The sequence below is a fragment of the Serratia sp. YC16 genome (genome assembly GCF_009707615.1).
Lineage (GTDB): Bacteria > Pseudomonadota > Gammaproteobacteria > Enterobacterales > Enterobacteriaceae > Serratia > Serratia surfactantfaciens.
On record NZ_WLYN01000002.1, the window covers coordinates 758,667 to 780,931 of the forward strand.

The following is a 22,265-nucleotide window of genomic DNA, read 5'->3' on the forward strand; positions in this document are numbered from 1 at the left end:
TCTTCAGATATGCCAAAATGACCAAGTATGATGCTGATTATGACTAATCCTCGGTTGAAGTATATAGCGCGAAATGGACATTTTGTATTGTGAATTGGTTATGATTCTAATGTATTTTGACTCCATTTTGTAGATGACAAATTAAGCAATAGTGACTTCCTTATATTTAATGTATTCTCTGATTATAAAATAGATGGTTGTGATAATTACTATGTATATGTGCTTGAGGTGTGTGGGGGGGCGAAGAAACAAACTGCTCCGAAATTTATCCGAATTGCTCCGAGAGTCCTGGTAACTATCTGAAATTAAAGACAGGGAATGTAAGGTATAGTAGGGGGTTGCAAAGGCTAAATTTTTGGTAATGCATTGTTTAAAAAGGATATTTACATAGTTTTTCGTATAAAGGAATCGTATTCGGTCTTTTTTTGTGTGCTTGATTTATAAGTAAATCCCACTTAATACGCCAGCAACAATTCCCATTCCTCTTTTCGAATCACAGCTCACTAACCCGACCTCCATCCCCATCCTCCACCCGCACATATCGCTAATTCAGCCGCACCAAAAGTCATTACGTCATCTAAGGCGCTGATAAGCTCCGTTCATTGTTCCCATCGCCGGTTAAGCGAGGATGATATTGTGATTAATATCAATATGTTAATTCTTATAAAAGGAAGACTGCGTTGAACGACCGGTTGAGCCAGTTGAAGAGAACGCTACCCGGCTATCTCGAGGCGTGGCGTGAGGCGGCTTTACCACCTGACTGGGGGCAGGTGGCTAATCCTGAAGTGGTTGCCGAGCTGTTGGCTGAGTGGGAGGCGCTCAGCGAATGGGCGTCTCGGTTCGAAACAACCACTGAAACTCCCTCCGAGCCGGCCGCGTTTTGGCAGGAGCGTGCCGAGCTGATGGCGCAGCGCAATCGCGAACTCAGTGCCCAACTGGCGACGCCAGTCCGTTTGCCCGGCGTGCGGGTGGCCTTTTTTGGCTATGTGAAAACGGCGGTGATGGACGCCATGCAGGTGAAAGCGGCGATTCGTGATGCCGGTTTTATCATTGTGGGCGACGACCAAAGTGGGAATACGGCTTAACGCGGCTTCTTCTCAAATTTCTCGGCAAAAAAGAACCGCAGCAATTTATTTGTCCACAGCAGGATGGCGCCGACCACCACCAGCGAGACGACGAAATGCGACAGGTTTTTAGGCGCGGCGTAGCCGTGGGTAAAAGAGACCCCGGCGCCGCTGAGCAGCAGGGTGGCGATCCAAAAGCCGAGTAGCAGGCACAAGGTACGGAACAGTTTAAACATTGTTATCACCGAAATGCTGAAAGCGCCGACTGAACGGAAAGACACAGCCGGGGCTTTGATTAATTAAAACCGCTTAGCGAGAGCAGGTGTTGCCATCTTTGTTGCTATTGTTATTGACGCGTCCATTGCTGCTGCGATTGTCGGCAAAGTTGCCGCCACCGGCGATCAGGTGAAAATATTTAGCCTCGATCTCTTGCATAAAATACCCCCTTTATCGATATGGTTAAATAGCGTAAAGCTTGCGCAAGCCAGCTGTTTCTAACAGAAAAAACAATGGGAGTAATTACCGGTTCGGATAAGAACAGGGGATTTATTTTCAGGTATTTACCAGGCTGATAAACGTGCCGGAGATTGATATTCCCGGCGAGGGGATAGCGTGAGTCATTCCGCATAATAAGACGGCCTTTACAGTGAATGGCGCCACCGGCGGCGTGAAGCAAGGTTCAATTCATCCAGTCAATTTGTTAGGATCGCCCGACCTAGATGACTAATGGTGCAGTACATTGAAAATTAAAGCGTTGTTATTTGTTGCGTTGGCCGCGCTGGCCGGCTGCAGCCAGGAGGGAACCTCGATGAATCAGCCCGTAAACGAAAAAGGCGGCCAAACGGAAGTGTTGCTGGTGAACAGCGCGCTGGTGGACTGCGTGGGCGTCGCCCCGATGAAGTGCATGCAGGTGCGCCGCTCCGCGCAGCAGCCGTGGGAGTTGTTCTATACCGGCATCGAGGGTTTCACCTTCGAACCGGGTTATCAGTATCGGCTGAAAGTGCGCGTCACTCCGGTGGAGAACGTGCCGGCCGATGCCTCATCGCTGCGTTATACGCTGATTGAGCAGTTGGAAAAGAACAAGGCGTAATGATTATCAGGCCGGGCGAAGTGCGTCCGGCCTGCTGTTTTATAGCGTCAATCCCATCTCCGCCGCGACCTGCTCCAGCTGGTAGCGTGATGTGCGCGTGAGTGAAGGCTCCTTATCGACATAGTAGGCGTAAGCGATAACGCCAATCGACAGCGCCCAGGCGCGGCCGCGCCGCCAGGTCTCATCGTCCACTTTCACCGCCTGGCGGAAATGTTCTCGGGCTTCCGCTCCCATCAGGTTCCAGGCAACTATCATATCGACCGCAGGATCGCCGATGGCGATGCCGCCCCAGTCGATCACCGCCGCCAGCTCACCGTTGTCGATCAGCAGATTGCCGGGTTGAATGTCCGTGTGCAGCCAGCATGCGCCGCCGGTGTTTTCACTCACCTGGCTCACGCTGTCCCATGCTTGCAGTAGGGCGGCAGCGTCGAGGTGAGGGGCGCACTGGGCAATAGATTCGCGAGTGAGGGTGTCTCTGGCGCTGACCGGGCCGCCGCGATAAGCGCTGATCGCGTGGCCTGCGGTTGGGATGGCGTGGAGCGCGCGCACGAACTCACCCAACTGCGTCGCCAGCGCCGGGCTGCATTCGCCGCAGGCGGGCGTGCGGCCGAGGATCCAACGGCCGATGCTCCAGGCGAAAGGATAGGCGCCATTCGGCTTGCCCTGGGCTAACGGTACGGAAATCGGTGCCGGCAGATGAGGTGCCAGCAACGCGGGGTAGCGGTTCTCGCGCGTCAGCGCTTCGGCCGCCGAGGCGGTACGCGGCAGACGAATCAACAGCTCGTCGCCGAGCCGCAGCATCACGTTGTCGGTACCGCCGGTGGTGACAAGTTCGATGGGCAACGCCGCCCAGGCCGGAAACTGTTCGGCGAGCATAGCTCGGACATGGGGGAGGGAAATCTCGGCCTCATCGGCATGTATTTTGGGAATGGCATTCACCCGGTACGGCTCCTTCACTGGCGCAGGGTGGCGGCCCCGACTGGTCTGGTCACTGCGCTTGTTTGCGCACTTTCTTAAGTATATCGAGAAAATCAGGTATATTGTCCTTCGGTTTTTAGCTACCAAGAAAAAATTACTATGATTATCAAACCTAAAATTCGTGGTTTTATCTGCACCACCGCTCACCCGGCAGGCTGTGAAGCCAACGTCCGTGAGCAAATCGCCTACGTTAAGTCGCGCGGCGAACTGAAAAACGGGCCTAAAAAGGTGCTGGTCATTGGTGCATCCACCGGTTACGGTCTGGCCTCGCGCATCAATGCCGCCTTCGGCAGCGGTGCGGCCACCATCGGCGTATTTTTCGAGAAGCCTGGCAGCGAAGGCAAAACCGGTTCCGCCGGTTGGTATAACTCCGCCGGTTTCGACAAGGCAGCTAAAGAAGAAGGCCTGTACGCGAAAAGCATCAACGGCGACGCATTCTCCAACGAGTGCCGTCAGACCGTGATCGATCTGATCAAAAAAGACCTGGGCCAGGTTGACCTGGTGGTTTACTCGCTGGCTTCGCCGGTGCGTAAAATGCCGGAAACCGGCGAAGTGGTGCGTTCCGCGCTGAAGCCAATCGGCGAGCCGTACAAATCCGTCGCGCTGGACACCAACAAAGACGTGCTGGTTGAAGCCGTGGTCGAGCCGGCCAACGAGCAAGAAATTGCCGACACCGTGAAGGTGATGGGCGGCCAGGACTGGCAGCTGTGGATGGACGCGCTGGACGAAGCGGGCGTGCTGGCGGATAACGCGCAGTCTGTCGCTTACTCCTACATCGGCACCGATCTGACCTGGCCAATCTACTGGCACGGTACGCTGGGCAAGGCGAAAGAAGATCTGGATCGCGCGGCGCACGCCATCAACCAGAAACTGCAGGCCAAAGGCGGCGCGGCTTACGTTGCGGTGCTCAAGTCGGTGGTGACCCAGGCTTCCTCCGCCATTCCTGTCATGCCGCTGTATATCTCCATCGTGTTCAAAATCATGAAGGAGCAGGGCATTCACGAAGGCTGCATCGAGCAGATCCAGCGGCTGTTCGCCACCAAGCTGTACAGCGGTGCGGCGCCGGATACCGACGAGAAACACCGTCTGCGTCTGGATGACTGGGAACTGCGCGACGAAGTGCAGGAAACCTGTCGTAAAATCTGGCAGCAGCTGAACGACAGCAACATCAACGAGCTGACCGATTATCAAGGCTACAAGGCGGAGTTCCTGCGCCTGTTCGGTTTCGGTCTGCAGGGCGTTGACTACGACGCCGATCTGAGTGGCGAAGCCAACTTCGAAGTGATCGAACTGGTCTAAGCGCGTCGAGCGGTCAAACAAGGTCGGGCTTGCCCGGCCTTTTTTTTTCCGTAACCAGACGATGTTGACCTAACTCATCAGTCCACTTGATCATTGACAGTAATAAGTTATCGTTTTACGATAATTTATTGCTGTTGATTAAGGGATAGAAAACTATGAGCACTGCGCCAAGGATCCATCTGCCGCTGTATGTGCGTTGTCTGTGCTTATTGATTATGGCGATGCTGATTATCAGCACCTGCGTCGAAATGTTCATGATCGTGCGTGGCTGGCTGCACGGTGAAGCTTATGCCGAGATCATCGCCTCTTACCGGGAGTATTACCCCGAGCTGGTTGGCTATGCCATTCCTCAACAGCGCTGGGCGCTGGGTGCCACGCTGGCGATCGATATGCTCGGTTATTTGCCTTATTACAGCGCGCTGCTGTGCGGCGCCGGGCTGTTTTATCAATTCTTCCGCGGCAACGTATGGCACCGCAACAACATGGTGTTGCTGCAGGTCATCGGGATTTTGCTGATTGTCGATGTGCTGTTCCCTTCGTTAGCCGACCTGTTGCAGGTTATGGTTCTGACCGCCGATGAAAAAATGCTGTTTATCCTTTATTATGGCGTCAATAGCGAGTCGGTGCGCTCGCTGATCGTCGGCTGCGCAATCCTGGTGTTTAGCCGGGTATTTCTGGAAGCGCTGCGGCTGAATGAAGAACAGCTTTCTTTCGTGTGAGAATAGAGTGGCAATAATCGTAAGTCTTGACGTCATGTTGGCCAAAAGGAAGATGCGTTCAAAAGAGCTGGCGGAGCAGGTGGGGATCACCGAACAAAACCTGTCCCTGTTGAAGAACGGCAAGGTCAAGGGCGTCAGGCTGGAAACGCTGGACAAGATTTGCCGTATCCTTGAGTGCCAGCCCGGCGACTTGCTGGCCTGGCAGCCGGACGGCGAAGAGTAGGAGCCCGGCGCACTCGGATGTGCGCTGAGTCCACTGGCAAATTTCTTCGCGATTAGCATTGCCTTATTGAGTCTATTTGTTTTTCTTTCGTTAATTAAAATAACGCCTAATTAACACCAGGCCGTGTTGTGTTTATTGCTATTGCATATGGCAGGGTTATTAAACTAAATAAAGCCGTTTTTATTTTTTACAATCACCAGAATCAGTTATTTTAAGGAACATCACATGAGATTTCGTCATTGCCTCCCTGCACTATGCTTTGTATTAAGCGGATGCGGTGCCATTTATTCAACGTCTTCGTCTCCCGATTGGGTTATGCCTCAGCCGGCTACGCGGGAACAGAAGCAGCGCATTATCGCCGGAGAGTCAGCCACGTCAGTGTTGAGTGGGGATCGCGTTGGCGTAAGCGGCACGTTGGACTGGTCAAAATTATGGGACCGCTAGCCGTTTAAATATTTCGGTGGGTATTTGTCATTATCTTAAGGGTATTGTTGTTCGGTTTACTATTATTTCGCTACTCTGCTTTGATGCGCTATTTCATTGCCGATTGGCGCCTTTCTGCTTGCCGAAGATATATCGGTATGCCCGAATATCATTACAGGAGTTCTCAATGGCAAAGATTATTTTCGCCATGTTGGTACTGCTAATGCCTTTATTGAGCCAGCCGGCAAATGCCGTCCGCTATGATCGGCAGTGCGACGGAATGTCGCCCGTGTTGTTTCAAAAGAAACTGAAAGACCTGGCGCACGATCTGCGGCAAGAGATGGCGACGGAGTCCCCGCCGGTGAATGACGAGGCGCTGGCGCGGCGGGCGGAATGCGATGTCGAAACCGGGAAAGCGCCGGCGACGGGAGGACAGCCAGCGCCGGCTCCCGAAGAGCAGAACGCAACGTCACTCAGCGGTTGTTGACCCATTCCGTTGCGTGGTCGAGCCCGTTTATTCATGGAGTCTGTGTATTGAAACTACCCTCGTTAATCGCAGTGGCTCTGGCGATGCTGGCCTCGTTTTATAGCCAGGCGTTCGTCGATCGCCACTCGCCAGTTACTGTTCCGGTGGAAAACGCCCCCCAGGCAGGATGCCCGGCCAGCATGGCCGGATTATTGCAGCATCTTTGGTTGGTTGAGCAGATCCAGGCGGAGCGAGTCGAGCTGGCGCGCCTGCGTGCGGAGCGTAACGCAGTGAAAACCTGGCTGAAAACGCAGAAAAACGCCAAACGTACTGCGGTGGCGCATTTACCCAGCCCGTCGACATGCGCGCAGCACACCGGCATCGTCCGCTGCCTGTCTTTACGGCTGCGGCGTGCGTCCGCACTGGGGCCACACCGGCCTTTTGTCGGTGCCTATTGTCACGCCTGGCTTAATGGGCGGCCGCAGAATTGCTGAAAATGAGAAACAGGTTTGTTAGGAGTTTATCGATGAAAAGGACAGTGTTGGCCGGCGTGGCCTTGTGTTGCGCCTGCTTCGCGCAGGCGCGGGTAGATTTGGAATACCATGCGGCACCGCCGAAGGACAGTAAGATCACCGAGGAGTACCGGAAAAAGCGCGATGCCTTGCGCCACAAGGTGTGGAACGTCGATAACCTGACGCAGGCCAACGAACAGGCGATCGCCCGCGAGCAACAGCGCGAGGCCGCAGAGAGCGCCAAGCGGCAGCAGCGTCACCTGGATCAGCAGCAGAAAAAGCAGCGCTGCCTGCGGAAATACTCGAAAGATCCTCACCCCGAGGCGAAGTGTTACATGTACAACTTCTAACTTTTAACCGCCGGGCGCTTTCTGCGCCCGGCGTCGTTTAGGCCGGGCGGCAATGCTCTTTCAGCATGGCGATCGCATCCGGTTTCAGCTGATACAGATAGACCGGCCGGCCGGTGGCGCCGTACAGAATACGGGTGCCGAGAATGCCGCTCTCCGCCAGATAGATGAGGTACTTGCGGCAGGAGACCCGCGAAATGCCGATGGCGTTGGCCAGGTTGTCGGTGGAGAATTCGCTGTCGTGCTGCTGCTCGATCCACTCGCACACCGTGCTCAGGGTGATGCTGGTCAGGCCTTTCGGCAGCTTCTTGCTCTCCTGGCCGCCGGGCTGGCGGCGCAGCAGGCTGTCGACGTCGGCCTGTGAAAACTCGCGCTGCGCCAACAGCTGCGACTGTTGCCGGTAGTGGCTCAGCGCCTCCTTGAAGCGGCTGAACTGGAACGGCTTGATCAGGTAATCCACCACGCCGTAGTGCAGCGCCTTTTGCACCGTATTCACGTCGCTGGCGGAGGAGATGATGATCACATCGGTCTTCTCGCCGAGCTCGCGCAGGCCGGGCAGCAGATCCAGCCCATTCTCCTGCTGCATGTAGATGTCCAGCAGCACCAGATCGATGCTGACGCTGGCGTCGGCCAGTAGGGCGCGCGCCTGGCTCAGGGTGGCGACCGTCGCCTGGCAGTGAAAACCGCCGATCTGGCTCAGGTAGTATTTGTTCAGCTCCGCCACCATCGGGTCGTCGTCGACAATCAGTACATTAATCATGGGTTCTGCTCTTGGCCTGATAGGGAAGGTGCACGAAAAATTGGGTCAGCTCGCCCGGCTCGGATTCGAAATCGATGCTGCCGCCCAGTTTCTCCAGATGGCTGCGGATCAGCGCCAGGCCGATGCCGCGTCCCGTCCCCTTGGTGGAAAATCCGTGTTCGAAGATGCGCGCGCCGATCGCCGGATCGATGCCGGGGCCGTCGTCGCTGACGATACAGTGTAATTGATCGTCGTGGTGATGGAAGCTCAGGCCGATCTCGTGGCCTTCAACGCCGTCGATGGCGTCGATGGCGTTTTCGATCAGATTGCCGAGCACGCTGATCAGCACGTGGGTGGTTTCCGCGTCGTCGGTTTCCGGCAGCAGGCTGGTCTCCTCGATAGTCAGCTCAACGCCGGCTTCGTGGGCGCGGCTGATCTTGCCGATGAAGAAGCCCGCCACTTCCGGCGAGTGGATCTTGCGCAGCAGCGCGCCGATCTCTTCCTGATAGTTGCTGGCGGTATTGATGATGTAGTTTTCCAACTGCTGGTAAGCCTTCATATGCAGCATGCCGAGTATCACGTGCAGCTTGTTCATAAATTCGTGCGACTGCACCCGCAGCGCGTCGGCGTAGTGCGCCATGCCGCTCAGGCGTTGCAGCAGGCGGCTGACCTCGGTCTTGTCGCGGAAGGTGGCGATGGCGCCGGTCACCTGACCATTGACGATCACCGGCACGGTATTGGTCAGCAGTTCGCTGCCGTTGAAGCTGATCTGCCGATCGCGCAGCGGCTTGCCGCTGGCCAGCACCTCCGCCAGATGCAATTGCGCCGGCCAATGCTTGCTGGCGGCTTCCAACAGCAGGTTCTCCAGCGGGCCGCTCTGGCGCAGCAGGCGCTTGGCCTCGTCGTTGACGATGGTGATGCGGGAATCATTATCGACCGCGATCACGCCTTCTTTAATCGATTGCAGCATGGCGTTGCGCTGCTCGAACAGGTTGGAGATTTCGTAAGGCTCAAAACCCAGCATGATGCGTTTGAGTGCAGAGACCAGGAAGAAGGTGCCCAGGCTGCCGACCAGCGCGGCGAAGGCGATGGTCCAATAGATGATCCAGCGGCTTTCCGCCACCACCCGCTGCACGGTGTCCAGCGCGATGCCGAGCGCCACCACGCCGATTTGCCGCCGTTGTTCGTCATACACCGGCACGAACACCCGCAGCGCCGGGGCCAGCGTGCCGCGGTTGATGGCGCTGTTGACGTTGCCTTGCAGCGCCGGCGCCAGATCGTCGCCGATAAAATGTTTGCCGATCAGCCAGGGTTTGGGGTGCGAATAGCGGATGCCCTGCATATCCACCACCACCACGAACAGCAGCTCGTTCTGATGGCGCACCTGCTCGGCGAAGCGCTGAATGGCGCCGCTTTGATCGCGCCGCTGCAGGCCGTCGACCACGGTGCTGGAGAGCGCCAGCGTGTTGGCGACGGCGATGGCTTTTTGCTGCAGCTGCTCTTGCCCTTCGCGGCTCATCTGCACGAAAAACAGCGCGAACACCACCAGCAGCACCGAAGCGATGATGGCGGACACCATCAGCGTGATGGAGGTGCTCAGCTTGAGCGGCACCCGTTGTTTTGGCATGGAGGTTCTCCGAATGGCGATATCACGGCGTATTCTAGCGAGGAATGCGGCAGGCTGCAGTTACCGGCAGCAGGTTATAGCATGCTGCCGGGGTGCGGAGGGGTTATTTTAGTTACAAAAGCGGGTCACTGTTGGTGGTAGATCTCCAGCGCCTGTTGGCCGCTGGCGCCCTGGTGGATAATCGCCATCAGGGCGCGCACCACCTGCGACGGATTGCTGTGTTGATAGACGTTGCGGCCGTAGACCATGCCGGAGGCGCCCTGGGCCATCAGCGCGGCGGATTTCTCCAGCACCGGCCCCAGCTCCCCCTTGCCGCCGCCGCGCACCAGCGTCGGGCAGCGCGCCGCTTCCACCACGCGGTGGAAGTCTTCCACCCGGTCGGTCGGGTCGGCCTTGATGATGTCGGCGCCCAGTTCGCGCGCCAGCCGCACCAGCGGCACGATCTTCTCCACGTCGCCCAGCGAACCGTAGGCGGCGCCCTGGCCGGCCGGCGCCATTACCAGCGGCTCGATCATCAGCGGCATGGCGTACTGGTCGCAGGCGTGGCGCAGGCGGCCGATGTTTTCCACGCACTGGCGGAAAATGCCGGGTTCATCCGGGATCATATACAGATTGACCACCACCGCGGCGGCGTCCATTTGCAGCGCCGCGAGGATCGGCGCCTCCGGGTTGTGCAGCACCGCCCACATTTCGCGGTGGCGCGCGGCGTTATAGGCGTTGCCGACGTCGGTGCGCATCACCAGCGCCGGTTTTTCGCGCTGCGGCGCGCGCTGCAGCAGATCCGCCTGGCCGTAGTTGACCTGAATCGCGTCAGGGCGCGCGGCGATCAGGTTGCCCATCACCTGTTCGATATCTTCCAGGCCGATCAAGAAATCCGGTTCGTTGGCGATGCCGTGATCGATCGCCACATCCAGGCACTTGCCGTTGTTGAACAGGCGGTTCATCCGCACCTTACTGCTGAGCTGCATGTCAGGTCCTCCTGAGATAGGGATATGTCCATTATTGCCGAGTAAGGATGGTCGGGAAACGCGGAAACCGCAAACTGCGCGCCCGCTCGCAGTTTTTGCCGGCGCTCGGTGCGGCGCACGAAAGGGGGGCGTTCGCCGACGGCTTTCACTTCATTTGTTAGATCCGTGTCATGTTTTTGTTAATAAGCCATTCCAAAACGCATGTTTCGCTTGTTTGGGTTGGAAAGTTTCAATAATCTCAATTATGAAATAAACATTTAAAAATGCGATGCCAGCGTCGCTTGCTGTGCCAGGGGTTTATTTCAATTAATTGTTTTTAATCTGTTTTGATATATCTATCACCATTTTGTTCACGGCCTTAATGCGGCGATGACGCGGTAAATTCGCCGTATCAAAGGGATAATACCGACCGTATTGTTGTTTGAATGTAAAAAATATTTTTCATTAGCTGTCAACCAACAGACCTCTTCATTCTAACGATTAAAGGGTAACGAACATGAAGCTGAAGAAACTGATCGCCGCCTCGGTACTGATGTGCATGCTGCCGGCCAGCGTGTTGGCGAAAGACATCAAGATCGGCGTTTCCATGGCTTACTTCGATGACAACTTCCTCACCATTCTGCGCCAGTCGATGCAAAACAAAATGAAAGCCGACGGCAACGTCAGCGGTCAGTTCGAAGACGCCAAGGGCGACATCGCGCAGCAAATTCAACAAATCGAGAACTTCGTCAGCCAGGGCGTCGACGCCATCATCCTCAACCCGGTGGATACTCAGGGCGTCAAGCCGATGATCAAGCTGGCCGAGAAGGCCAAGATCCCGTTGGTATTCGTCAACCGCAAGCCGGAAGTGGCGCTGCCGGCCGGCATGGCCTACGTCGGCTCCGACTCCAAGCTGGCCGGCAAGCTGCAGATGGAAGCGTTGGCCAAGCTGATGAACGGCAAGGGCAACGTGATGATCCTGATGGGCGAGCTGTCGAGTGAAGCCACGCGCGACCGCACCCGCGGCGTGGAAGAGGTGGCGGCCAATTACCCCGACATCAAGATAATCGATAAGCAAACCGCCAAGTTCTTCCGCAAAGAGGCGGTGGACGTCACCACCGATTGGATTTTGTCCGGCCAGCAGATTGACGCCATCGCTTCCAACAACGACGAAATGGCCATCGGCGCTATTTTGGCGCTGAAGCAAGCCAAGAAATCCGGCGTGCTGGTGGCCGGCGTTGACGGCACGCCGGACGCGCTGGAGTTCATCAAGAAGGGCGATCTGGCGCTGAGCGTGTTCCAGGACGCCAAAGGCCAGGGCGAAGGCGCGGTGCAGACCGCCATGCAACTGGTGAAAGGTGAGAAAGTGGAGAGCAACGTGCTGATCCCTTACCAGCTGATCACCCAGGCCAATTACCAGCAATTCGCCGATAAAAACAAGAAATAAGCCTTGAAGCCTGTCGCAGGCGCCGCCGGTGTGGGGCGCCTGCGGCGGAAAACGTGGGTCAGTGCGGAGGTAAGCGGTATGTACCCTTATGTTCTTGAGGCCGAAGGCATCAGCAAGCAGTTCCCCGGCGTCAAAGCGCTGGATAAGGTCTCGATTAAAATCAAACCCGGCAGCGTGCACGCGCTGATGGGGGAAAACGGCGCGGGCAAATCGACGCTGATGAAATGCCTGATCGGCATCTACCACCCGGACGAAGGCTCGATCAAAATCAAAGGCCGGCCGGTCACCTTCAGCGACACGCTGCAGGCGCTGCATTCGGGCATTTCCATGATCCACCAGGAGCTGAACCTGGTGCCCTACATGACGGTGGCGGAAAACATCTGGCTGGGGCGCGAGCCGGCGCGGCTGGGGTTCGTCAACCACGAGCAGCTGAACGAGCAGACCCGCGAGCTGCTGGCGCGACTGAACATCAAGCTGCAGCCGGAAACGCTGGTGGGCGAGCTGAGCATCGCCAACCAGCAGATGGTGGAGATCGCCAAGGCGGTGTCCTACAACGCCGACGTGCTGATCATGGACGAACCGACCTCGGCGCTGACCGAAGGCGAAGTGGTGCATCTGTTCGCCATCATTCGCGAACTGCGCGAGCAGGGGAAAGGCATCATCTATATCAGCCACAAGATGGACGAGATCTTCGCCATAACCGATGAAGTGAGCATCTTCCGCGACGGCACCTTCATCGCCTGCGACAAGACCGAGAACCTGACCAAACAGTCGCTGATCGCCATGATGGTGGGGCGCGAACTGACGCAGATGTTCCCCAAATTCAACAACAACATCGGCGAGGAAGTGCTGCGGGTGGCGGGGCTGCGCCGCAGTGGCTGGTTTCATGACGTGTCGTTCAGCGTCAAACGCGGCGAGATCCTCGGCGTCGCCGGGCTGGTGGGCGCCGGGCGCAGCGAAGTGATGGAAAGCCTGTTTGGCATGCACCCGGCGGACGGCGGCGAGATCTTTATCGAAGGCCAGGCGGTAAAGGTGGACTCCCCGGCCAAAGCGATCGAGAGCGGGCTGGCGTTTCTCACCGAAGACCGCAAAAAATCCGGCCTGTTTCTGGTGCTGTCGGTGGTCGAGAACATGAGCATCGTCAACCTGTCGGAATACATCGGCAAGAACGGTTTCGTCAGCCACGTGCAGATGGCCAAAGACTGCATGGCGCAGATCAAGAAGCTCAACATCAAAACGCCGACCATGGATCAGATCATCAATAACCTCAGCGGCGGCAACCAGCAAAAGGTGCTGATTGCGCGCTGGCTGCTGGCGCAGCCGAAAATCCTGATCCTCGACGAACCGACGCGCGGCATCGACGTGGGGGCGAAAGCGGAGATCTACCGCCTGATCAGCGAGCTGGCCAACCGCGGCGTCGCCATCATTCTGGTTTCCTCCGAACTGCCGGAGATCCTCGGCATGAGCGACCGGGTGATGGTGATGCACGGCGGCCGCATCACCGGCATTTTGGATAAAGACGACGCGGATCAGGAGAAGATCCTGGCGCTGGCCTCAGAATAACGAAGGGTGAACATCATGAGTAACGTAAAGATTGAGAAGCCGCTCTCCGCCGATTCAACGGGCAAGGGAACGCTGTTCTCCGGGCTGAGCGGCAAAATGCCGAAGGATACCGGCATCTTCATCGTGATGATCGGCATCGCGCTGATCTTCGAAATCCTCGGCTGGTACATGCGCGATCAGTCGTTCCTGCTGAACCCGAACCGCCTGCTGCTGATCGTGCTGCAGGTAGCGATCATCGGCATCATCGCGGTGGGCGTCACCCAGGTGATCATCACCACCGGCATCGATCTCTCCTCCGGCTCGCTGATTGCGTTGACCGCCGTGGTGGCGGCCAGCCTGGCGCAGACCTCGGACAGCATCTCGCCGATGTACCCGGGGCTGCTCGATCTGCCGGCGGCAATTCCGATCGGCGCGGGGATTGGGGTGGGTATTGTCTGCGGCTTTATCAACGGCTTCCTGATCACCCGCACCGGCATTCCTCCGTTCATCGCCACGCTGGGGATGATGGTGTCGGCGCGCGGCCTGGCGCAGTACTACACCAAGGGCAACCCGGTCAGCTTCCTGTCGGATGGCTTCACGTCAATCGGCCAGGGCGCGATGCCGGTGATCATCTTCCTGGTGATTGCGGTGATCTTCCATATCGCACTCAAGCACACCCGCTACGGCAAATACATCTACGCCATCGGCGGCAACATGACCTCGGCGCGGGTCTCCGGCATCAACGTCAATAAGTATCTGGTGACGGTTTACACCATCGCCGGTGGCCTGGCGGGGTTGGCGGGGGTGGTGCTGGCGGCGCGCGTCAGCAGCGGCCAGTCGAGCATGGGAATGTCTTATGAACTGGACGCCATCGCTGCGGCGGTGATCGGCGGCAGCAGCCTGATGGGCGGCGTCGGGCGCATCACCGGCACGCTGATCGGCGCGGTGATCCTCGGCCTTATCAAAAGCGGCTTCACTTTTATCGGCGTCGACTCTTACATTCAGGACATCATCAAAGGCGTGATTATCGTCGCCGCCGTGTCGATCGACATGCGGCGCAACCGCAAAAAACACTGATTGCCGTGAATTGCTGCCGGCGCCAGGTTGGCCGGCGGTCTTTTTTTACCGGGGGACGCATCATGAACTACCTGAAAGGGCTGTGGCTGGCGGTGGCGCTGTGTGCGTCAACCCCGGCATGGGCGCAAACCATCGGCGTATCGATGGCCTATTTCGACCAGAACTTCCTCACCATCATCCGCCAGGCGATCGACAAGGAGGCCAAGGCGCGTGGCATCAGTGCGCAGTTCGAGGATGCGCGCGGCGACGTCGGCCGCCAGACCGATCAGGTGCAGAGCTTTATCAGCGCCGGGGTGGACGCGATTATCGTCGATCCGGTCAACTCGGCCAGCACGCCGGTGATGACCAAAATGGCACAGGCCGCCGGCGTGCCGCTGGTGTACGTGAACCGCACGCCGGGCGACGCCAAACTGCCGCCGGGCGTGGTGTTCGTCGGCTCCGACGAGCGGGAATCCGGCACGCTGCAGATGGAAGAACTGGCGCGGCTGGCCAACTATCAGGGCAACGTGGCGGTGATGATCGGCAACCTGACCGACGCCGGCGCCTTGCAGCGCACCAAAGACGTGGAGCAGGTGGTGGCCAAATACCCGAAGATGAAGGTGGTGCAGAAGCAGAGCGCCAACTATTCACGCAGTGAGGGGATGGATCTGATGATGAACTGGCTGACCAATGGCGAAGCGATCGACATCGTCGCCGCCAACAACGATGAGATGGCGATCGGCGCGATCATGGCGCTGCGGCAGGCGGGCAAGGCGGACAAAAAGGTGCTGATCGGCGGCATCGACGCCACGCCGGACGGCCTCAAGGCGCTGGCTTCCGGCAAGATGCAGGTCACGGTGTTCCAGGACGCGATCGGTCAGGGCAAAGCGTCGGTCGAGGTGGCGCAGCGCATGATCAACGGCGAAAATCTCGAGCCGTATTACTGGATCCCGTTCGAGCTGGTGACGCCGGCCAATCAGGAGCAATACGCGGCCAAACCCTGAGTTCGCCGTGAGATTCGCTTTGTCGGGGCGCTGCTTGCAGCGCCTTTCTTATTGGCGTCAGTTACATGTCCGCTTGTGGCCAGCGCGGCGCCGAATCTTGCCTCACACTGGAGGTCTTTAAACCGCGTGAGGATGAGCGATGAACGCATTGAACGGTAAGGTGGCGGTGATCGGCGGCGCCAGTTCGGGGATCGGCAAAGCGGCGGCGTTGTTGTTCGCCCGGCAGGGGGCGGCGCTGGTGTTGGGCGCCCGGCGCGAGCCGCTGTTGGCCGAGCTGGTGGAGGAGATTCGGCGCGAGGGGGGCCGGGCGCTCGCGGTGGCGGGCGACGTGCGCGACGAAGCCTTCGCCGAACGGCTGGCGGCGACAGCGGTCGGCGAGTTCGGCGGGCTGGATATCGCTTTTAACAACGCCGGCACCTTGGGGCCGCTGGGGCCTTCGTTGGCGCTCACCGCCTCAGAGTGGCGCGAGGTGCTGGAAACCAATCTCTCTAGCGCCTACTACGGCGCCAAATATCAAATCCCCGCCATGCTGGCGCGCGGCGCGGGCTCGCTGATCTTCACCTCCACCTTCGTCGGCCACACTGCGGCGTTTCCCGGCACGGCGGCCTATGCGGCCAGCAAATCGGGGCTGATTGGCCTGACGCAGGCGCTGGCGGTGGAGTTCGGCGGGCGCGGCATTCGGGTGAACGCGCTGCTGCCGGGGGGCACCGATACCGCGATGGGGCGGCAGATGAGCGCTACCCCGGAGGCCTTGGCGCAGGTGGCCGATCTGCACGCGCTCAAGCGGCTGGCGATGCCGGAGGAGATCGCGCAGGCGGCGCTGTATCTGGCGTCTGACGCTTCTTCATTCGTCACCGGCACCGCGATGCTGGTGGACGGCGGGGTGTCCATCCAGCGCGGCTGAGGTTGCCATCGCCCGTGGCCTGGCGCCACGGGCATGCGGGAGAGCGTTACCAACCTTTGACGGCGTCGCCTTTGTAGATTTCGTCGGCGCTGGCCGCCACTTCGTCGGTCTGATAGGCCTTGACCAGATCTTTCACTTTCTCGCTGTCTTTGTTGTCGATGCGGCTGGCGAAGATGTTGACGTACGGGGAGTTTTTGTCTTCGACAAACAGCCCGTCCTTGGCCGGCGACAGGCCAATCTGGCTGGAGTAGTTGGTGTTGATGATCGCCAGCGTTACCTTCTGATCGTCCAGCGCGCGCGGCAGCTGCGGCGCTTCAATCTCGACGATCTTCAGCTTTTTCGGGTTGCTGACGATATCCAGCGCGGTCGGCAGCAGGCCGACGCCGTCTTTCAGGGTAATCAGCCCCTGTTTTTGCAACAGCAACAGCGAGCGGCCCAGGTTGGTCGGATCGTTCGGCACCGCCACCTGCGCGCCGTCCGGCAGCTGACTGAGCGAGGTGATCTTCTTCGAGTAGCCGGCGATCGGGTAGACGAAGGTGTTGCCCACCGCCGCCAGCTTGTAGCCGCGCTCCTGCATCTGCTTGTCCAGATACGGCTTGTGCTGGAAGGCGTTAACGTCCAGATCGCCGTTGTTCAGCGCTTCGTTCGGCAGCACGTAGTCGTTGAAGGTCACCACCTCCACGTCCAGATCGTATTTCTGCTTGGCAACCTTTCGCACCACCGCCCACAGCGACTGATCGATACCGGCGCTGATGCCGACCTTGATGTGGTGATCGTCCTGCGCGGTGGGGCCGCAGGCGGTCAGCAGCAGCGTGCCGGCGGCGGCCAGCGCCAGGGTGAGGTTTTTCAGCGTAAATGTCATTTTCCCAGGGTCCTTGTCAACATTGCCTGCTAATTTTGGCGGGCAGAATAGTGGCAGTGACTGTAGGTAATCGCTGGGCTAAAACAAAATACTGATTCACTATGACTCATAGCGATTAGCTATGAGCGCCCGCCGCCTGGCGCGGTGCGGATTGTTTTGACGGCGAATCGGCGGGCTTATTATGATAGCCGTTGGCCCACAAGGGGCAGACTGGGTACTGAAACGAAGGAATAGACAATGCGATTGAACACTTGGAGCAAGGCGCTGCTGCCGCTGGTGGTGTTGGCCTGCGTCTCGGCGACTCAGGTTCGGGCGGCGGAGAGCGATACCGGGCCGATCCCCAAACAGCTGCTGGGCAACTGGCGCGTCAGCAAGATCGTGCCGACCCAAACCACCGGCTGCTGGGATCAGCAGCAGGCGCAGAGCCTGATCGGCGGCAAAATCAGTTATAAAGCGGACGCCTTCAGCTGGAACGGCACGGCGCTGAAAAGCGAAGGGGCCACGGTCAGCACCGTAGAAGCGCAGGAGTTCGTCGAGGACAACGCCGGCAGCAGCTCCTACATCGATTTCCCGATGCTGGGCATCAGCACGCCGTCGGTCGAGCGCGTGGCCATTCAGCACGCGGATACCCCCATTAAAGGCATCACCGATCAGGGTAGCGACGGGGTGCCCGGCGATAACGTGCTGGTGAAAGACGCCAACACGCTGATCCTGTCGCTGTGCAACGTCTGGTTTGAGGCGCAGCGCGAGAAGTAATTTCTGCTTTCAGCCCCGGCGACGGGGCTTTCCCACCGCATCGCCATCCGCCCGGCGCGCCATTTCTGAACTAAAATTAACCATAACGATATGACCCCGACGTGATATCGGAGCCTCGTCTCTACCGAGTCCATGACAGGAGGCGCTATGTGTTACAGACATATTGTCATCGCCACCGATCTGAGCGATGACGGCAAACGGCTGGTCGAAAAGGGAGCGCTGCTGGCGGAGGCGCTGCAGGCCAAACTCTCGCTGATCTATGTGGACGTCCACTACGACACCTACCACGCGGCGATCGGCTTTTCGGAGCGCAGCTATGACGGTGTACCGTTCGAAGAGAAGATCCGCAAAGAGCTGGAGCCTACCACGCAAAACGTCAATTACCCGATCGCGGAAGTGATTATCGGGCGTGGCGGCTTCGTTGACGAACTGCGCACGGCGGTCGTGGACAAGAACATCGATCTGCTGGTGTTCGGCCATCACCACGATCTGTGGAGCAATCTGTTTTCCTCCACCCGCAACGCCATCAACCAGCTGAATATCGACGTGCTGGTGATCCCGATCCGATCATAAACGCGGGCCACCGCCGGGCAACAATGACGGTGGCCGCCGCGGCTTATTGCGTGAAGAAGTCGTTATACAACATGTACAGATGCGCCGCGCTCCAGGAGAAGTTCGGCGCGCCTTGCTGTTTGCCGGTGAGCGGGTTGTAGTTCTCGCGGATCGGCCCGTCGGCGACCAGGCCGTCGGCGTGGCGGAAGAAGGCCTGCGCCATCGCCACCGCGTCGTCGCGATAGCCGTAGCGTTCCATGCCCTTGAGGCCGAAATACAACTGATCGACCCACACGCGGCCACGCCAGTAGATGTCCGCGCCGAATGCCGGGTTGGTCAGCGCCGCGGTGCCGAGCGGCACATAGGTATTGAACTCGCGCGGATCCTTCATCACCCTGACCACCGCATCGGCGTGCGGCTGGCTGGCGGCGCCGTTGAACAGCGGTGACCAGCCTTCCGGCCCTTTGCCGCGTTCGACGATCGGTTTGCCGGCGCAGCCGTTGGCCAACGGCCGGCTTTCGATGCGAATGTCGTAGAAGAAACCGCTCTGCTTATCGAACATGCAGGTGTTGATATAGGCCGCCAGCTTATCGGCTTTGGCGCGGAAGGCCTCGGCCTCGGCGCCATGGCCCAGAATATCGGCCATCTCCGCCAGGTAGCGGTTGTCGCTGTACATATAGCTGGCCTGATCCACCGATTCCTGCAGCAGCGAGTAGCCGAGCAGCGTGCCGTCGGGCGCGCGGTTTTCGGCGAATTTCACCTGCCAGTCTTGGCGTTTGCCGCCCTGTGCCACGTAGCGCGCCAATTGATCCGGATCGATAAAGCCGAATACTGCCGCATCGTCGCGGCCCGACTCCCAGGAGGCGGCGGTTTGCGCCGGGATCGCGATGCTGTCGTAATGCCCCTCGCGCACGATGCGATCGTAGTTGTCGAGGCCGGCCAGCGTTTGCTCACGTTGCCCGCGTTTGACGGTAAACAGCATGCGCCCGTCGGGAGTATTGTGCGCTTTGTCGCGGGTGGCGCCGTACTCCGGCACGCCGTTGCCGTTGTGATCGCGGTTGCGCAGCCACCAGTCATGGTAAGCCACCAGCTTCGGGTACATCTCCGCCAGCCAGCCCTTATCGCCGGTGACGCGATACACCTCCATCACCGCCCAGGCCGCCAGGCTCGGCTTGGTGTTGCGTTCGTTCCAGTTGCCACCGTCCCCGCCGCGCTCCGGGCTGGGGTTGTAGGCGATAAGGTCGGGCAGGAAACCGGCGTCCCACGGCCGCAAAGCGTCGCCCGGCCGAATCTGGAAGGCGAACACCGCGCGAATGTTGTCCTTGGCCACGTCCGGGTTGAAGTGCGCCATGGCGTAGGCCTGTTTCCAGGTGTCCCACGGCCAGGTTTGGTTGCCGGAGAACCAGCGCCCGGTGACCGACGGGGTGACCGAGTCGAACTTCATCGCCCCGGCGGCGCCGCGCCAGTTGCCGTTCAGCGTTTCTATCGCTTTGACCGCCACGCGGGTTTGTTCCTCCGTGGCGTGCGGGTTGCGGAGCCCGGCGGCGAGATAGCGTTCCCAACGCTGGGCCGACGCGGCCATATAGCGCTGCGGGTGAGCGAGGATGTCGGCGATAGCGCGCTGTTCGCGCTGCGCCTCGTCGGCGGTGAGCAGATGCGAATAGGTGGTGTACAGCGTGGTGGTGCCGGCGATGCGCGCCGTGGCGCGGAAGCGGTGGCCGTCGACCGTGGTGCGCTGCGGCAGCGATTTATGGATCTGATACTCGGACTGGCCGGAAGTCATCAGCTGCGACGGCGCACGCACCTTGCCGAAGGTGACGCGCAGGCCGTCCGCCGTCGGCACAATGCGGCGCTTGTAGTCCGGAAACGCCTGTTCGATGGTCGCCGGCGGCTGCGGTTTTTGCTCTTTGGCCGCGTAGCGCTCCAGCAATTCGCCGTCCCACACCAGCTCCAGCGGCGTATCGGTGATAATTTGCGTCTCCAGCAGCGAGGTGCGCGCACTGGCGAAGCGCAGCGTCAGGTTGACGGTCACCCCCGGCGCGTTGAGCCGTTGCACCAGGGCGCCGGGCAGGCTGTAGGCCGTCATGGTGAAAGACACCGGCTTGCCGTTGCGATATACGCTGAGCCGATCGAAATTGTTGGCCATAAAGTTGATGTATTCTTCGGTCAGCAGTGCCGGGCCGGGGAAGCCGCCCATGCCTTCCGGGTCGCTCGGCAACAGGTGGCCGTGCCAGGCGCCGAGATCGAAGAACGGGTTGAAGCGTTGATGATCGTCGAAGTCATAGTCGAGCATAAAATGCGGCGCGCCGTGGCGATCGATAACGTTTGAGTAGCGTTCGGCCAGCGGGGCGTCGGGCGTTTTCGGCGCGCAGCCCACCAGCGTCAGCGCGAGGGTGAGGGCGGTGGCCAGCGGCGTCAGGGGAGTCATGTTCATCGTAGGGGCCTCAACGGTTACCAATAGAAATATTGCATCAGAAACACCGAGTTGCTGGCGCCGGTGCTGTCGTTGCGCATAAAGAATTTGCTGTCCAGCGCGGTGGCCAGCTTACCGCCGGCATATTCGTACCAGACGCCGAACTGGGCGTAGGAGGTAGCGGTATCCGCCGCGTGATCAAACCGGTGGCGGGCGTAGCTGTAGGCGGTGGAGAGGTACAGCCCTTTGGCGGTTTCCGTCATCGCGCTGAGCATCAGGCCCGACTCGCTGCCGGGGTGGCCGCCGCTGTCGCCTTTGCCGGTGTGGTGCCAGACGCGGCCGGCCAGGTGTTTGCCGCGCAGCCCCAGCAGAAACAGCTGCCCCAGACCGTCGGTCACTTCCAGGCCGTTCAGCAGCGTCAGATTGTCCTGCAGATCGTATTGGGTGTAGCCGTTGATCATCGCCCGGTAGGTGTATTTGTCGGAGTAGCGGTCGTATTTGCCGAAGTGCAGCAGCGCCTTGCTCTCGTCGATGCGGCTTTCCGGCGCCGCCGTCACGCTGTAGCGAAAGCGCCCGGTCAGGTTTTGCAGCTTGGCGGCGTAGCTGAGATCGCGGGTATTGGGGATCACGTAGCCGTACTCCGGCGTGAAGTCGCCCCACCATTGCAGATCGTCGAGCGACGAGTCGTTGCGTACGCTGAGCATCATCTCGGTGCCGTCATCGGTACGGTAACCGCCATAGAAACGGTTCAGGCCCCCCTCGAAGCCGCCCCAGCTGTGGCCGGGCGTCCAGGCGTGGCCTTGGCTGTCGGCCTGGACGGTCCAGCCCTCGCCGTAAATCAGGCCGAACCAGTGGCCCTGTTTGATCTCGAGGCCGCCTTCGATGTAGGTGCCGTCGCTGTATTTATGCTGATGTTCGCCGTTCAAATAGACGCTGCCGCCGATGCCGAGCTCGCCGTAAAAGCGCAGGGCGGTCGCGGCGCTATCGGACAACGGCGGCGGCGGCAGCTGATTGCGCTCCGCCGGGGTAACGGGGTCCTGCGCCGCCCAGACCGGCGCGCTGAGTATCAGTAATAAGGGCAACAGGGCGTGATGATTTATTGATGTCATGGGGCATGTGCCTGGTGTTGGATGGATCGGCGCGTCAGTCGAACGGCGGCTCACGCAAGGTCGCTCCCGGCTCCCTGGGAGAAGAGATAAAGTCCGCCCGATCGCGAGCGGTAAACGGCAGGTATATTAGTAAAATATTTAGTAAAAAATACGCTTTAATCAGTAAATCGTTAACTTGATCACAAC

Annotated in this window: 24 protein-coding genes; 15 read left to right on the forward strand and 9 right to left on the reverse strand. The window is 59.1% G+C overall.

Translation table 11 applies throughout. The features are described 5' to 3' along the window. Positions 1–680 precede the first annotated feature (680 nt). Positions 681–1,085 carry a hypothetical protein gene (locus GKN89_RS11125; protein WP_063919220.1) on the forward strand — a complete coding sequence of 135 codons (405 nt, stop codon included), beginning with the start codon at positions 681–683 and terminating at the stop codon, positions 1,083–1,085. On the opposite strand, the gene GKN89_RS11130 is transcribed toward GKN89_RS11125, so the two are convergent. Both GKN89_RS11130 and GKN89_RS24485 read right to left on the reverse strand, forming a co-directional pair. Then, positions 1,082–1,300 (reverse strand): hypothetical protein, encoded by a 219-nt coding sequence (locus tag GKN89_RS11130; RefSeq protein ID WP_019454729.1) that lies wholly within the window; start codon positions 1,298–1,300, stop codon positions 1,082–1,084. The genes GKN89_RS11125 and GKN89_RS11130 overlap by 4 nt on opposite strands. A gap of 73 nt (positions 1,301–1,373) precedes the next feature. After that, the gene (locus GKN89_RS24485) at positions 1,374–1,499 is read right to left on the reverse strand and encodes a hypothetical protein (RefSeq protein ID WP_019454730.1); all 126 of its coding nucleotides are present in this window, start codon (positions 1,497–1,499) and stop codon (positions 1,374–1,376) included. Positions 1,500–1,803: 304 nt separating this feature from the next. Here GKN89_RS24485 and GKN89_RS11135 point away from each other — a divergent pair, with 304 nt between their 5' ends. Beyond that, positions 1,804–2,154 (forward strand): DUF4377 domain-containing protein, encoded by a 351-nt coding sequence (locus GKN89_RS11135; protein WP_019454731.1) that lies wholly within the window; start codon positions 1,804–1,806, stop codon positions 2,152–2,154. A gap of 39 nt (positions 2,155–2,193) precedes the next feature. Here GKN89_RS11135 and GKN89_RS11140 read toward each other — a convergent pair whose 3' ends face one another. After that, a complete protein-coding gene (locus GKN89_RS11140; RefSeq protein WP_154746977.1) occupies positions 2,194–3,030 on the reverse strand; it encodes an aminoglycoside phosphotransferase family protein in 837 nt (278 codons plus the stop codon). 201 nt (positions 3,031–3,231) lie between these two features. Here GKN89_RS11140 and fabV point away from each other — a divergent pair, with 201 nt between their 5' ends. From fabV to GKN89_RS11170, 6 genes are all read left to right on the forward strand, one after another. Further along, positions 3,232–4,431, forward strand: coding sequence for an enoyl-ACP reductase FabV (gene fabV / locus GKN89_RS11145; RefSeq protein WP_074054491.1), 1,200 nt, complete (start codon positions 3,232–3,234; stop codon positions 4,429–4,431). A 155-nt stretch (positions 4,432–4,586) separates the two neighbouring features. Continuing rightward, the gene (locus GKN89_RS11150) at positions 4,587–5,150 is read left to right on the forward strand and encodes a DUF2975 domain-containing protein (RefSeq protein ID WP_063919223.1); all 564 of its coding nucleotides are present in this window, start codon (positions 4,587–4,589) and stop codon (positions 5,148–5,150) included. A gap of 7 nt (positions 5,151–5,157) precedes the next feature. Next, entirely contained in the window at positions 5,158–5,373 is a 216-nt protein-coding gene (locus GKN89_RS11155; protein ID WP_025160282.1) for a helix-turn-helix transcriptional regulator, read from the forward strand. Between the two features lie 610 nt (positions 5,374–5,983). Next, complete coding sequence (locus GKN89_RS11160; RefSeq protein WP_063919224.1) at positions 5,984–6,283, forward strand: hypothetical protein; 300 nt, start codon at positions 5,984–5,986, stop codon at positions 6,281–6,283. Positions 6,284–6,330: 47 nt separating this feature from the next. Next, positions 6,331–6,756, forward strand: a complete 426-nt coding sequence (locus tag GKN89_RS11165) for a hypothetical protein (RefSeq protein ID WP_154746979.1) — start codon at positions 6,331–6,333, stop codon at positions 6,754–6,756. Positions 6,757–6,788: 32 nt separating this feature from the next. After that, positions 6,789–7,124 (forward strand): hypothetical protein, encoded by a 336-nt coding sequence (locus tag GKN89_RS11170; RefSeq protein WP_025160280.1) that lies wholly within the window; start codon positions 6,789–6,791, stop codon positions 7,122–7,124. 37 nt (positions 7,125–7,161) lie between these two features. On the opposite strand, the gene dcuR is transcribed toward GKN89_RS11170, so the two are convergent. The 3 genes from dcuR to GKN89_RS11185 all read right to left on the reverse strand — a co-directional run bounded on the left by dcuR (position 7,162) and on the right by GKN89_RS11185 (position 10,455). Continuing rightward, on the reverse strand, positions 7,162–7,881 hold the full coding sequence (gene dcuR / locus GKN89_RS11175) for a two-component system response regulator DcuR (RefSeq protein ID WP_074054488.1): 720 nt from the start codon (positions 7,879–7,881) through the stop codon (positions 7,162–7,164). Further along, a complete protein-coding gene (locus tag GKN89_RS11180; RefSeq protein WP_019454741.1) occupies positions 7,874–9,487 on the reverse strand; it encodes a sensor histidine kinase in 1,614 nt (537 codons plus the stop codon). The genes dcuR and GKN89_RS11180 overlap by 8 nt, the downstream gene beginning before the upstream one ends. A gap of 125 nt (positions 9,488–9,612) precedes the next feature. After that, entirely contained in the window at positions 9,613–10,455 is an 843-nt protein-coding gene (locus GKN89_RS11185; protein WP_154746980.1) for a class I fructose-bisphosphate aldolase, read from the reverse strand. Between the two features lie 496 nt (positions 10,456–10,951). On the opposite strand from GKN89_RS11185, the gene GKN89_RS11190 reads away from it, so the two are divergent. The 5 genes from GKN89_RS11190 to GKN89_RS11210 all read left to right on the forward strand — a co-directional run bounded on the left by GKN89_RS11190 (position 10,952) and on the right by GKN89_RS11210 (position 16,387). Beyond that, positions 10,952–11,881: a sugar ABC transporter substrate-binding protein gene (locus GKN89_RS11190; RefSeq protein ID WP_154746981.1), complete on the forward strand. Its 930-nt coding sequence runs from the start codon at positions 10,952–10,954 to the stop codon at positions 11,879–11,881. A gap of 78 nt (positions 11,882–11,959) precedes the next feature. Continuing rightward, positions 11,960–13,444, forward strand: a complete 1,485-nt coding sequence (locus tag GKN89_RS11195) for a sugar ABC transporter ATP-binding protein (RefSeq protein WP_019454744.1) — start codon at positions 11,960–11,962, stop codon at positions 13,442–13,444. A 15-nt stretch (positions 13,445–13,459) separates the two neighbouring features. Then, entirely contained in the window at positions 13,460–14,500 is a 1,041-nt protein-coding gene (locus GKN89_RS11200; protein ID WP_025160279.1) for an ABC transporter permease, read from the forward strand. Between the two features lie 62 nt (positions 14,501–14,562). Continuing rightward, entirely contained in the window at positions 14,563–15,483 is a 921-nt protein-coding gene (locus GKN89_RS11205) for a sugar ABC transporter substrate-binding protein (protein WP_063919602.1), read from the forward strand. 139 nt (positions 15,484–15,622) lie between these two features. Then, on the forward strand, positions 15,623–16,387 hold the full coding sequence (locus GKN89_RS11210) for an SDR family oxidoreductase (protein ID WP_154746982.1): 765 nt from the start codon (positions 15,623–15,625) through the stop codon (positions 16,385–16,387). A 46-nt stretch (positions 16,388–16,433) separates the two neighbouring features. Here the strand turns inward: GKN89_RS11210 and metQ are convergent, their stop codons facing one another. After that, a complete protein-coding gene (gene metQ / locus GKN89_RS11215) occupies positions 16,434–17,249 on the reverse strand; it encodes a methionine ABC transporter substrate-binding lipoprotein MetQ (RefSeq protein WP_154746983.1) in 816 nt (271 codons plus the stop codon). 237 nt (positions 17,250–17,486) lie between these two features. Here metQ and GKN89_RS11220 point away from each other — a divergent pair, with 237 nt between their 5' ends. Further along, positions 17,487–18,005: a hypothetical protein gene (locus GKN89_RS11220; protein WP_154746984.1), complete on the forward strand. Its 519-nt coding sequence runs from the start codon at positions 17,487–17,489 to the stop codon at positions 18,003–18,005. A 147-nt stretch (positions 18,006–18,152) separates the two neighbouring features. After that, positions 18,153–18,578: a universal stress protein gene (locus GKN89_RS11225; RefSeq protein ID WP_019454750.1), complete on the forward strand. Its 426-nt coding sequence runs from the start codon at positions 18,153–18,155 to the stop codon at positions 18,576–18,578. A 43-nt stretch (positions 18,579–18,621) separates the two neighbouring features. On the opposite strand, the gene ygjK is transcribed toward GKN89_RS11225, so the two are convergent. Continuing rightward, positions 18,622–20,991, reverse strand: coding sequence for an alpha-glucosidase (gene ygjK, locus GKN89_RS11230; protein ID WP_154746985.1), 2,370 nt, complete (start codon positions 20,989–20,991; stop codon positions 18,622–18,624). A gap of 17 nt (positions 20,992–21,008) precedes the next feature. Further along, positions 21,009–22,079 carry a protein YgjJ gene (ygjJ, locus tag GKN89_RS11235; RefSeq protein WP_154746986.1) on the reverse strand — a complete coding sequence of 357 codons (1,071 nt, stop codon included), beginning with the start codon at positions 22,077–22,079 and terminating at the stop codon, positions 21,009–21,011. Between the last annotated feature and the right edge of the window lie 186 nt (positions 22,080–22,265).